Source organism: Paenibacillus sp. PsM32, from assembly GCF_030433815.1.
GTDB lineage: Bacteria > Bacillota > Bacilli > Paenibacillales > Paenibacillaceae > Saccharibacillus > Saccharibacillus kyungheensis.
In genome coordinates this window covers 482,960-496,202 of record NZ_JARUWY010000002.1, presented here as the reverse complement: position 1 = coordinate 496,202, position 13,243 = coordinate 482,960, and the positions used below count along the sequence as shown (strand labels likewise).

The window sequence follows — 13,243 nt, the reverse complement described above, 5'->3', positions numbered from 1 at the left end:
ATCTCATTTTACCATGAGGTCTTTTTTCACTGTCTACCTTGAGGGGATAATACCAAATATGCTAGTCTTTTTTATTTGTCAAAAATATCGAATTTCTGAATATAAAAAACAGTATTCTAAGTTTTGTCTCCTATAAAGCCGCTTTTGTAACTGATAAAGTATGTATTGTAAACGAAAATGTAATCGCTTACTTTTTTTAATGGTTGTAAAAACTATATGTTAAAAGGAGCTTGAAGCTATGAGAAGTAGAAAGTGGAGTTCAGTTTTAGTAGTGACAACTGTACTGGTGAGTATGTGGGGAGGATCAGGATCAGCTAAAGCAGCTAGCCCGCAGATTGTAGTAGACCTTGCTAGCAATACTGGCAGTATTAAGTACGGAGCATCTGGGTTTTTATATGGGTTGGGAAGCGATGGAGTTCCTTCATCTACTATGCTAGCACCTTTAAATCCTCAAGCGATTGCGCAAAAAGCTCCTGATGGCGCACAACATCCGAATGGGGATGCTTTAAAAGTAGCACCGGAATTTATTAAAGCAGGCGGCAAAGAAATTCAAATTTATATGCAGGATATTTATGAAAATTGGCCTTATGAGAATTTGGGATTACAAGATTATTTGAAAAAGATTGACGTAATGGTACCCAAAGTAGTAGCAGATCCTAATCATTCCAAATTTGTCTATGTCCCTTTCAATGAGCCTGATGGCATCTGGTATCAAGGCATAAATAATTACAATGATGCGAGTGGACAAGAAGCAAGAAATAAATTTTTTGCAGATTGGAAAACAGTCTATAATCATATTCGCTCATTGGACTCTCAAGCCAAAATAGCTGGGCCAAACTTGGCTGCTTATCATGCTCAATTCTATAATGATTTCTTTACTTATGCCAAAAATAATAATGTTTTACCGGATGTCACCACATGGCATGAGCTGGGCAATGATTTCTTTACAGACTGGTATAACCATTATAATCATTATCGTAATGTTGAAAAAAAATTAGGAATTTCAGCTATACCGATTGCAATTAACGAATATGCACGTATTTCTGGCGATCTTGGAGTACCGGGTAATTTAATACAATGGATGACTCGTTTTGAAAATAGCAAAGTAGATGGAATGCTAGCTTATTGGACGGCTGCCGGAACATTAAATGATCTAGTGACCGAGAACAACAAACCAACAGGTGGTTGGTGGTTGTACAAATGGTATGGTCAATTAACAGGTCATACGGTTACAGTTACTCCACCAACAACCAATGGATCATTACAAGCATTAGCAGCCCTTGATCCCGATAAAAAACAAGCTAGAATCCTATTTGGTGGTTCTGTTAATCCTTCAGATGTATACTCAACTGATGTTGTGATTAAAGGTTTGGATACTGCATCATACATGAGCAAAAATGTGCATGTATCTATTATAGGCGTAGATAATTCAGGTACTAATCCTGCAAATGATCCTTATAGTGTGCAAGAGCAAAATTATCCAGTTACTAATGGTCAGATTACAGTACCTATTCATAATTTAAAAGCTCTTTCTGCTTATCAAATTATTGTAAGTCCTAATACAAATAGCCAAACCATTAACAACAGTTCAAATCGTTATGAAGCCGAATATGCAAAATTAAATGGAACAGCTAAAGTGACTTATGGTTCAAATACAGGATACTCTGGCACTTATTTTGTAGAAGGTTATGGAAATACAAATAATGCGTCAACAGAGTTTATAGTGAGTGCACCTACAAATGGTTATTATAATTTGAATCTGGGCTATAGTGCTGGCCCATTTAGCAATGCACCTACTACCCGTCAATTAAAATTAGTTCTCAATGGAAGTGATTTAACAACTGTTAATCTGGATTCTACAGCAAATTGGAATACATGGAATACAAAAACAACTTCCGTATTTTTAAATGCAGGTATTAATCGTATCAGTTACAATGCTTTCACAACGGATGAATCCGATGCAGTGAACTTGGATTATTTAGAGATTAGCCCTAATACAACAGCGATCAATTCATATGAAGCTGAAAATAACAGCAATCTGTTAGGAGGGACTGCAATTGTAACAGATGATGCAGCAGCATCTGGTGGAAAATATGTTGGTTATATCGGCAATGGAGCGAGTAATACTTTACAATTTAACGATATTACTGCGCCAAAAGCAGGGAAGTACCGAATGGTTGTCACATTTGCAAATGCAGAAGTAAAAGGGGAACATTCGTACAATAATAACGTTGTCGAACGTGTAGCTACTATTACAGTTAATGGAGATCAAGCGCAAAGTCCTAATTTCTTTAATACGCGTCAGTGGAATAATTATAAGACTATGGTATTTGATGTGAATTTGAAAGCAGGTACAAATACGATTAAATTTACTAACGTTTCAGCCTATGCGCCAAACATCGATCGTATTCAAATCGCAATGCCGATTATTAATAATACTGGCAATTCAATAGCAAATAACGATTCAGTTATAGCTGATGTCTATTCTTCGAATCAAAGCTAAACGGCATTGCAGAGAAAACTGTCTGATACAAGGCAGTTTTCTCTCTATTTTCTTTCAAAAATCGCAATGCCTAATCCTTACATACCTAAGAAAATAAGAGTGACAAGATATTAACTAAATTTTAAATATATTCATTATAATAAATACATCCGAGAATGAGGTGGGATGATTGATGTCTATAAAGCATAAAAGTGTACGTTTAAAAATTTTATTAGCAATGCTAGTTACCACGATTTGTCCACTAATTTTAACTTCGCTTATTATTTTATATCAAATCTCTCAAAATGATCGAGAAGACCAAAAGATTGCTCAAAATCGAATCCAACAAGATTTGAGAATCCAATTAGAGCAGTATCTAGATCAGTTACAAGAAAGCTCCTATTTAATCTATTCTCAATATGAACTTGTGAACAGTCTACATACTATTAGCAAGTCTAATTCACGACAAGAATTGGATTATGAAACAAGATTACAAATCAAACAATTTTATTTAAATATATATAACAATTCTAATATCGAACATATTTTAGGAATGTATGTAATTGATTTTAAAGGCAGACATTACAATGGATTTTTTCCTAATTATTATTTGCAATTAGAATCTTCTTATAATCAATCGCTAATTAACCATTTGCATGCCCCTTACAAAACCCCAACACTCGTATTTGATTATAACAGTCCTTATAATCAGCCTATTATTCATTATTTATACCCTATTAAATGGATGGGTGATCCATTCGCTGTGTTAACTATTGATATGCAAGTACAACCATTCACAACGATGGTAGAACGATACAATACCTTTTATAAAGGTAAAATTATTATTTCAGATCATGATCAAAATATTATTTATCATTCTGATCACAGTCAGATCGGCACAACATATCATTATGCAGATAATGATAAACAAAGCAAAATGATCCAAACCCCACTCGGTTCAAATGGTCTTATTTTGCATTATGAATTTCAAACCAATCCGCAATTAATCTTTTTTCGACATTTAGCATTTGCAATTATTATAGGTTCGCTTGTTATTATGATTTTGTTATCTATTTTGCTGAGTTATAGTATCACTCGTCCTATTATTGAACTTCGAAAAAAAATGAATGAAATCGAAAAAGGTAATTACAATGCTAGAGTGCAGATTTTAGCTTATGATGAAATCGGATTTTTGAGTAAACATTTTAATCGTATGATCGACAAAATCCAAAATCATATGAACTATGAATTGAAATTACAATTGATCAATCAGCAGTCACAAATTAAAGCATTACAAGCTCAGATATCGCCCCATTTTTTGTTTAATACCTTACAACTAATTTCCAATATTGCTGCTGTAAATCAAGTTCCAGAGATGCGTATAATCTGTCAATCGCTTAGCAATATGTATAGATACAATATCAATATCAATGAAGAATGGGTTCAAGTCAAAAGTGAAATTTCTCATATTCGTAATTACTTATTAATTATCAACAAGCGATTGCCAGAAGGCATAGGAATTCGTATTCATGTAAGTCCTGAAATAAACTCGGTATGGATTCCCAAACTTATTTTGCAACCTGTTATTGAAAATGCAGTTGAACATGGATTAATTCCACAGCTGAATAGTAGGAAATTAATGCGTCTTACCGCTTCTATAGACTATATTCACTCTGAAATTATTATTCGATTATTAGATAACGGAATAGGCATATCTGAAGAAAATCTTCACCAATTGTCATCTGTGTTAGAGCAGTATCATACCGCTTCACAACAAACATTAGATTCTATCGGATTAATTAATATTCAGACACGTATTAAGTTCATTTGTGGAACTCAATATGGCATACAAGTATATAGTAAGGCAGGTACTGGAACAATGATTGTGTTCCGTCTGCCATTAAAGGAGTTTAACCCCAGATGAAAGTTCTTATTGTAGATGATGAAATGACTATACACAATCAATTAAAACAATGTATCCATTGGGAACAATATGGTTGGTCTATTGTAGGTCATGCGTATAACGGAGAAGAAGCATGTCAAATGGTAGAACAGTATCAACCTGATGTGATTTTAACTGATATTCGAATGCCTCATATGGATGGCTTAGAATTTTTGGCATGGTTAAAAAATTCCTCTTATACTGCCAAAGCGATTGCTTTAAGCGGATATAACGATTTTGATTATTCACGTCCTGCCTTTTTATTAAATGTAGTCGATTACTTACTCAAACCTTTAAATGAAGCTGAATTGCTAATCTTACTAAGTAAATTAGAAGAGCAAATAAAACAAGAATCCAAACAACAACATGAATCTCGTAATCAGAATGCTCGATTGTATCAAGGTATCCAATTAATGCAAGATGAATGGTTAAGTCATCTTTTAAGTACAGCGCAACGAGAAGAAAATGAATTGATTGTTGAAGCAGATCAACTTAAATTTCCATTACCAGAGTATCCGTATTATATCGTTACTATCAAATTATTTGATTTAACCTCTAATATGAATAGTCGTTACAAAGGAGATTTGTCTATTTTTTATTTTGCTGCTCGAAATATTATTAAAGAAAACGTTACAACGTATTATGCAGAAACAGAAGTGTTTAGAAACTTGAATGAATTAAATGAATTTTTATTTTTTGTACGTGCAGATATATCGGAACATTTGTTTACACATTGGCTTAAAAGAATTCATACTGCATTAACTGCTTATTTGCATATTACAATCAAAATTGGTGTGAGTGCTAAAAAGCAGCGTATTACAGCTATAAAGAAAGCATATACTGAATCGATTCATGCTATCGATCATTTAACACTATCCCACACAGATACCATTGCTTTTTTCGGTAAAGATGAAGCTGAAGTTCAACATCACAAATCTGTTGGTGAAGAAATATGGAAAGAGCTAAATACATTGTTGAAAATTACAATTGAAACCGCATCAGAACGTAGTGGGCAACAATTTATAGAGCAGCTCAATCACGTATTTGAAAAGGAAGCAATCGACAAGATGAGTAGTCGAGAAATCAAGATAGGTATTGTTCAGTTACTTAACCGGGTCGAAGCAAGCACTGATCATGCTCAAATGATGTTGTTACTAGTAGAAGCCAAATTCCATTTAGTAGAGCTAAATATTGAAAAAGTAAAATATATCTTTCAACAAATAATAGAGCTACATGTACAACAAGTTTCCGGGAATTTACGTACCAAATCAGGTAGTCAGTTAATCAAAACAATCAAAGTATACAGCCAAGAAAATTATAATACTGTCACTTTAGAAAATATTTCACAACAATTTTTTATTAATAAAAATTATTTTTGTACGTTATTTAAAAACGAAACAGGTGAAGGATTTTTAGAGTTTTTGACAAAAATCAGGATAGAAAAAGCTAAAACATTATTGATAAGCACAGATTTAAAAACATATGAAATTGCTGAAAAAGTAGGATATAGCGATGCACGTTATTTTAGTCAAGTTTTTAAAAAAATAGTAGGTACTCAACCAAGTCTATTTAAGCAACATCATAAAAACTGAAAATAATGAGTCTTAATAATGTTGAATAAATTAAACATTTATCTGAATTTATTCACATATAAAGGATTATTGATATCGCTTACAATAAATTCAGAAACTACTTCATTCATGAAATACAAAGGGGAGAAGACCATGAGACAACAACCAATGAGATACAAAAAGATGAGCAAGTTAGCGATTGTAGCTATGGCAGCAATTGTTATGATGACAGGCTGTAGTGGCAGTGCTTCTAACGCTACAACATCTAATGAAGGTTCCACTGATCAAGCAGTAACTCTAAATTTTTGGGCTGCACTTGATCCTAGTACGACGGAAGGTAAAACGATAGAACAACAGATCAAAAAGTTCGATCAAGAACATACAGATATCAATATCAATCTACAAGTGATTACGTATGATGTATTGCATGACAAATTAGTAGCTGCTATAACAGCCGGTGATTCTCCTGACCTTAGTTGGGGGCTAGGCGAATGGGTAGGCGAGTTTAATCAAATGAATGCACTTGCTGATTTGACACCTTATATGAATGAATGGAAAGACAAAGATATTTTTTATCCAAATGTAATGAAGGCGTTAACAATTGATGAAAAAGTAAAAGCTTTGCCTAACTATTTAGGTATAAGAGCATTGCTATATCATGAGAATATTTTAAAACAAGCGGGTTATGATGCACCACCAAAAACGTGGGATGAGTTACTTCAAATGGGACCTGTTATCAAAGCAAAAACAAACAAATATGCTTTTGGATTTGCTGGTACAGGAGTTCGTGCTTCACAAGAGTTGATGACATATTTAGCGCAAAAAGGTCTATCTATAGCAGAAAAACAAGCAGATGGAAAATATAAAAATACATGGCAAGATAATCCGCAAGCATTACAAAAAGTAGCAGAAGTATTCCAATTTTATAAAGATATGAATGCGCAACAGGTAGTAGATCCTAATGCCAAAACATGGGGTTGGGAAGAAGAAGATCAGAACTTTGTACTGGCTCAATACGCAATGGTTGTAAATGGAGCTTGGATTGAAGGACGTACATCCGAAAATCCAGAAGGAATGAGTGATGTCAAAATTGCTGCTCCACCGTATAGCGACCAACCAGCTACGTTTATGGAGGTAGCGCCATTATTTGTGTATAACACCGAGCATACCAAACAAGCCTGGGAATTTGCTTCATTTTTAATGAGCAAAGAATATCAACAAGCTGTCAACCCATCCAAATCTGCTCGAACCGATGTGGAAAGTGATAAATGGGGCAAAGAGTTTATGAAGTTGACATCGCAAGGGGTTTCATTTCCGCCAGTATCTTTAAGTGGGATCAGTCAATCAATGGAAGACTCTATTGCTCGCTTGATGCTCAAAAACGATTCACCTGAACAAATAGCTACTTGGTTGTCACAAGCTATTAATGAGAATTTGCAAAAAACCAATCAATTGAGTGGCAGTTAATTTCGTTTAACTTGAACGAGCTAAAGCCTAAATAGATATTGTTCAAACCACATTATCTATTTAGGCTATCTTGAAAAAAGTGGTGAATATGATGTTGACATTGAGAGAAAAACGAATACGATTAGTTGCTTATTATTTTGTTTTACCTGCTTTTGCTTTTTTTTTACTTTTAAATGCGTACCCTTTAATTACAGTAGTGTGGGATAGTTTTCAATTCAAAAATATGCTCAATGCAACTCAAACGGGTTTTGCTCATTTAGCTAATTATCGAGAAGTATTATCAAATGAATATTTTTTGACTGCATTGCGAAATACAATTATCTGGACGTTATTGTCTGTAACTGGAGAATATATACTTGGTTTAAGTTCAGCTATTGCTTTGAATCAACCTATACGTGGGAGAACATTATTTCGTGGAATCATTATTATACCGTGGGTAGTGCCGATCGTTATTGCAGGGATGACTTGGACATGGATGCTTGCACCTGATTATGGCGTAATTAACTATTGGTTGATCCAATTAGGCGTCATTGATCAACCGTACTATTGGTTAGGAGAAATGAATACTGCTTTATTCACTATCGTTTTTGTAAACATATGGAGAAGCTTTCCTTTCTTTACAATCAGCTTATTAGCTGGATTACAAACTGTATCCAAAGAAGTGATGGAAGCAGCAGCTATTGATGGTGCAGGCATCCGCGTGCGCTTTTTTTATATCGTATTACCACAATTAAAAACGATATCGTTAACCCTTATTTTTGTACATTTAATTTGGACAGCTATCAACTTCGACTTTATATGGATTATGACACAAGGTGGCCCATTGTATTCTTCAGAGACGTTGCCGATTCAGATTTATCGCTATGCGATGGAAGATTATAACTTTGGAAATGCTTCGGCATTATCTTCTATGATGCTTGGAGTAATGATGACAGCATTTATTATGTATTATGTGGTCAATAGTCGTAAATCTAAAAACTAGATTATAGGTAAGGAGTAGATAGATATGCTTATAAGCAAACGGAAACAATGGATAGTACAAAGTATTACTTATATTGTACTCATCGGATTTTCTTTCTATTGTTTGTTTCCATTCTTATGGATGGTAGTGACTTCATTAAAACCTGATAATGAGATTCGTACATTAACACCCAGTTTTTTGATTCAGCATCCTACAATAGAACACTTTACTAATGTATTAACAAGTTCTAGCTTTTTAACCTTTTTCAAAAATAGTGTATATGTTTCTTTAGTGGTGACAGCAGCATCGTTGATCATTTCTATTTTTGCAGGATATGCGTTAAGTCGATTTGTTCGTTTTCGCGGTGTGAAGTTGTTTGGGGTAGCGATGTTACTCTCACAGATGATTCCAGGAGTATTATTATTAATTCCTTTATACCTAACGATGAAAGAACTGCATTTAATTAATACGTATAGTTCGCTTATATTGGCGTATACAACATTTACAGTGCCCTTATGTACATTTATGATGAAAGGTTTTTTTGACTCGATTCCAATTGATATGGAAGAGTCTGCTGAAATCGATGGTTGCACACGAGTAGGTACTATTTTTCGGATTTTGTTACCTGTGTCATTACCCAGTCTAGTCTCTACAAGTATGTTCGGGTTTTTGAATTCATGGAATGAATTTATGTTCGGATTCGTATTTATTAATGATGAACAGCACCGTACACTAACACCGGGAATATACTTATTTAAAGGATTGTATCAGACCGATTGGGGTAGCATGATGGCTTCTTCTGTATTGAGCGTACTTCCTGTAGTTATTATGTTTTTATTTCTACAACGTTTCCTTGTAGAAGGTATGACAGCAGGTGCAGTAAAAGGTTAACTATAACGCAATGATAAAAATAATGAACTAGGAGCCTACTTTATGTTTTTACAACCAACTCAATGGTTAGAAATTGAAGAAAATGGTATTCATATATTAATCGAAATTACTGAAGATCAAGATGTACGATTATTGTATATTGGGACACATGCTTATCCAGAAGCCAAGCAATGGTCTGAAAAAAAGAGAGCTAAATTCAGAGTGGTAGAAATACAAGCCAGTGGTGAAAATCACGATGATCATCATGGTTCTAAGCACACCGGTACATTACCTGCTAAAAGGCTTCATTTACAGCAGATAGAAGATATGCCTACAGACAAAGGTCGAAAACTTGTATTTCAGATGATAGATGTAAAAACAGATTTAGAAGTAGAAGTTCATATTCAGTTTTATAATCAAATTCCAGTAATTCGTTGTTGGACTACTATTGCGAATAAAGGAAACCAATCGGTTGGATTAGAATATGTTTCATCGTTTGCGTATACAGGGTTATTGCCCGGCGGGAAGCAACCGAGAGATCAGCGTTATCAATTATCGATTCCCCATAATACGTGGTACGGTGAAGTACAATGGCAACACTATACTCTAGCACAGCTTGGATTGCATCATGTCAATGAATTTTCGATGAAACGATTGAGTTATCAATCGACAGGAACATGGTCAAGTTCTCAGTATTTACCTTTAGCTTATATCGAAAATAAAGAAACCGGTTCAGGTCTAGCATGGCAAATTGAGCACAACGGGTCCTGGCACTGGGAAATAAGTGATATGGTAGACATGTTGTATATTCAGGCGAGCGGACCGACAGAACAAGAACATCAATGGTGGAAAAATCTACAACCAGGTATGAGTTTTACTTCTGTTGCTGTTAGTGTTGCCTTATCAGCAAAAGGTATAGACCAAGCATTAGCCATTTTGACAGAGTATCGTCGTGTTATCCGTAGACCTAATAAAGATAATCAACAATTGCCTGTCATTTTTAACGATTATATGAATTGTCTGTTTGGAGAACCGACTACAGAAGCGTTGCTTCCTTTAATTGATACCGCAGCTGAAATAGGATGTGAATATTATTGTATTGATTGTGGCTGGTATTCAGACGGTTATTGGTGGGATGGGGTAGGGGAATGGTTGCCTTCTCAAGCTCGTTTTCCTAATGGGATTGAAGAAGTATTAGCATATATTCGTCAAAAAGGTATGGTGCCGGGATTATGGTTAGAACTTGAAGTGATGGGAGTTGCTTGCGAGTTAGCGGATCAAGTACCAGCCGAATGGTTTTTCACACGTCATGGACATCGTGTCATTGATCATGCTCGTTATCAGCTTGATTTCCGCCATCCAGGAGTGATTGAGCATGCCAATCGTGTGATTAATCGCTTAGTGAACGAATACAAAGTAGGTTATATCAAAATGGATTATAATATCAATGCAGGTGTAGGAACCGAATGGCAAGCAGATAGTTTTGGAGATGGATTGTTACAACATAATCAAGCCTATCTTAAATGGCTTGATCAGATCTGGTTACAATATCCTGATCTTGTGATTGAAAACTGTGGTAGTGGTGGATTGAGAATGGATTACGCTTTGCTCAGTAGACATAGTATTCAATCAACAAGTGATCAAACAGATTATCGCAAAAATGCTGTGATTGCAGCTGCATCGGCTTCAGCTGTGACACCAGAGCAAGCTGCTGTCTGGTCTTATCCATTGCGTGACGGGCATAGCGAAGAAGTGATTATGAATATGGTTAATACGTTATTATTGCGTATTCATCAAAGTGGACATATAGCAGAAATTCAAGCAGATCATATAGCATTTATTCGTGAAGCTATAACGTATTACAAAACGATTCGTCAACAGTTAGCGCAAGGGCAACCTTTTTGGCCATTAGGCTTACCTAGTTTTGGAGATGATTGGCTTGCCTTCGCAATGAATTGTGATAAAGTCATTTATTTGGCAGTATGGCGTATGACAGGAGAACCTGTACAATCTATACCTTTATCTGATTGGACTAATAAACAACTGCATATAAAACAAGCTTATCCTGCTGTACAAGACAGTACATTTGAGTGGAATCCGATTACTGGATTACTCAGTATAGAATTACCTTCAGCATATTCGGCACGTCTTTATGAAATACATGGTATATAGAACGGGTTCATGATTTATTCTGAAAAGCAAAACAAAAAGCCAACTGTCGTTAGGTATGATGCCCTAAAACAGTTGGCTTTTTGCTGATTTTATGAAGTAAGATATGAGTCACTACTATATATAGAAGTGTTTTATACCAGTACCACTTCTTGTGCTTTGTTCAAGTTAGGCAATTCGACAAGAGCGGATAGAACATCTTTGTTGACATCTTTATCAACTGTTAAGATCATAATCGCTTCGCCGCCTTCTTGCTTACGTCCTACTTGCATTGAAGCAATATTGACATCTTTTTGTCCAAGCAATGAACCTACATTACCGATAATCCCCGGCTTATCTGTATGAGAGATCAAGATTTGGTGACCGCTTGGCAATACATCGACAGAGTAATCATTGATACGCACGATACGCTCGCCGTAACCTGCTAACAATGTTCCTGCTACACGCGGTTCTTCACCGTTTTGTCCTTTAAGACTCACAGTGATCAAGTTCGTAAAGCCTTTTGTCGATGGAGCGCTTGTAATAATCACATTAAGATCACGTACTTTGGCAAGGTGCATCGAGTTCACGATATTCGCTTCATCACCCATATGACGGGCAAGAATCCCTTTTAGAATATAACGTGTTAATGGTTGTGTATCGACTTCAGATAGATCGCCTGCATAATCGATACGAATTTCTTGAATCGCTTGTGTTGCCATTTGAGCAGCAAAGCTACCTAGTTTCTCACCGAGGGAGAAGTAAGGTTGTAATTTGTTCATCACACTTGCAGCTACTGGAGGCATATTAACCGCATTTTTGAACGGCTCATCACGTAAAATGTGTAATACTTGCTCGGATACATCAATCGCTACATTTTCCTGTGCTTCAATCGTAGATGCACCTAGATGCGGAGTAACGATAATTTGCGGATGACTCAAAAATGGATGATCAGCTTGAGGAGGTTCGCTTTCGAATACGTCAAAAGCAGCACCTGCAACAATACCATCATTCACAGCAGTGATTAGAGCCGTCTCGTCGATTACACCACCGCGTGCACAGTTAATAATACGCATGCCTTTTTTCATGACCTGGAATTGTGCTGTAGAGATCATATGTTTTGTTTCTGGTGTTAACGGTGTATGTACCGTCATAAAATCAGCATTACGTATAATTTCATCGACACTCGCTAAAGTAACGCCCATTTTATCTGCACGTTCTTGTGTTAAGAAAGGATCATATCCTAGAATCTCCATACCGAATGCTTTGGCACGCTTCGCTACTTCACTACCGATGCGGCCCATACCCAGTACGCCTAATGTTTTATTACGTAATTCAACCCCGAGGAAAGATTTACGATCCCAAGTACCGCCAATCGTTTTGGCATAAGCTTGAGGGATATGACGAGCAAGAGCCATCATCATCGCAAAAGTATGTTCACAGGTAGTAATGGTGTTACCGTCTGGTGCATTAATCACAATGATACCGCGTTCTGTTGCAGCATTTAGATCAATATTGTCTACGCCTACGCCCGCACGTCCAACGACTTTGAGCTTGGTGGCAGCTTCCATGATTTTTTTGGTTACTGTCGTCTGGCTACGTACAAGTAAAGCATCGTAGTCACCGATAATACCGACTAATTCATCTTCGCTAAGTCCAGTCTGCTTATCCACAATAATATCTTGAGCGTCTACCAATTGTTGAATTCCTAGATCACTGATCGGGTCTGATACCAATACCTTAAACATTATTTCTTTCCTCCTCCAAAATGGTCAGTCTCTGTAAAATAATGAGTTATCATC

8 protein-coding genes are annotated in these 13,243 nt (G+C 35.8%); 7 read left to right on the top strand and 1 reads right to left on the bottom strand.

Going from position 1 to position 13,243, the window contains the following annotated elements:
• The first annotated feature begins 238 nt into the window (after positions 1-238).
• The 7 genes from QCD85_RS08050 (at position 239) to QCD85_RS08020 (ending at position 11,465) form a co-directional block, all read left to right on the top strand.
• Positions 239-2,503: a carbohydrate-binding protein gene (locus QCD85_RS08050; RefSeq protein WP_301262221.1), complete on the top strand. Its 2,265-nt coding sequence runs from the start codon at positions 239-241 to the stop codon at positions 2,501-2,503.
• Positions 2,504-2,675: 172 nt separating this feature from the next.
• Positions 2,676-4,406 (top strand): sensor histidine kinase, encoded by a 1,731-nt coding sequence (locus tag QCD85_RS08045; protein ID WP_301262220.1) that lies wholly within the window; start codon positions 2,676-2,678, stop codon positions 4,404-4,406.
• On the top strand, positions 4,403-6,016 hold the full coding sequence (locus QCD85_RS08040) for a response regulator transcription factor (protein WP_301262219.1): 1,614 nt from the start codon (positions 4,403-4,405) through the stop codon (positions 6,014-6,016). Before QCD85_RS08045 ends, QCD85_RS08040 begins: the two co-directional genes overlap by 4 nt.
• Positions 6,017-6,148: 132 nt before the next feature.
• Positions 6,149-7,462 (top strand): ABC transporter substrate-binding protein, encoded by a 1,314-nt coding sequence (locus QCD85_RS08035; RefSeq protein WP_273612886.1) that lies wholly within the window; start codon positions 6,149-6,151, stop codon positions 7,460-7,462.
• Positions 7,463-7,553: 91 nt separating this feature from the next.
• Positions 7,554-8,444, top strand: coding sequence for a carbohydrate ABC transporter permease (locus QCD85_RS08030; RefSeq protein WP_301262218.1), 891 nt, complete (start codon positions 7,554-7,556; stop codon positions 8,442-8,444).
• A gap of 24 nt (positions 8,445-8,468) precedes the next feature.
• Positions 8,469-9,314, top strand: a complete 846-nt coding sequence (locus tag QCD85_RS08025) for a carbohydrate ABC transporter permease (RefSeq protein WP_301262217.1) — start codon at positions 8,469-8,471, stop codon at positions 9,312-9,314.
• Positions 9,315-9,356: 42 nt separating this feature from the next.
• Entirely contained in the window at positions 9,357-11,465 is a 2,109-nt protein-coding gene (locus tag QCD85_RS08020) for an alpha-galactosidase (RefSeq protein WP_301262216.1), read from the top strand.
• Between the two features lie 131 nt (positions 11,466-11,596).
• Here the strand turns inward: QCD85_RS08020 and serA are convergent, their stop codons facing one another.
• On the bottom strand, positions 11,597-13,189 hold the full coding sequence (gene serA, locus QCD85_RS08015) for a phosphoglycerate dehydrogenase (RefSeq protein ID WP_274172405.1): 1,593 nt from the start codon (positions 13,187-13,189) through the stop codon (positions 11,597-11,599).
• Positions 13,190-13,243 lie beyond the last annotated feature (54 nt).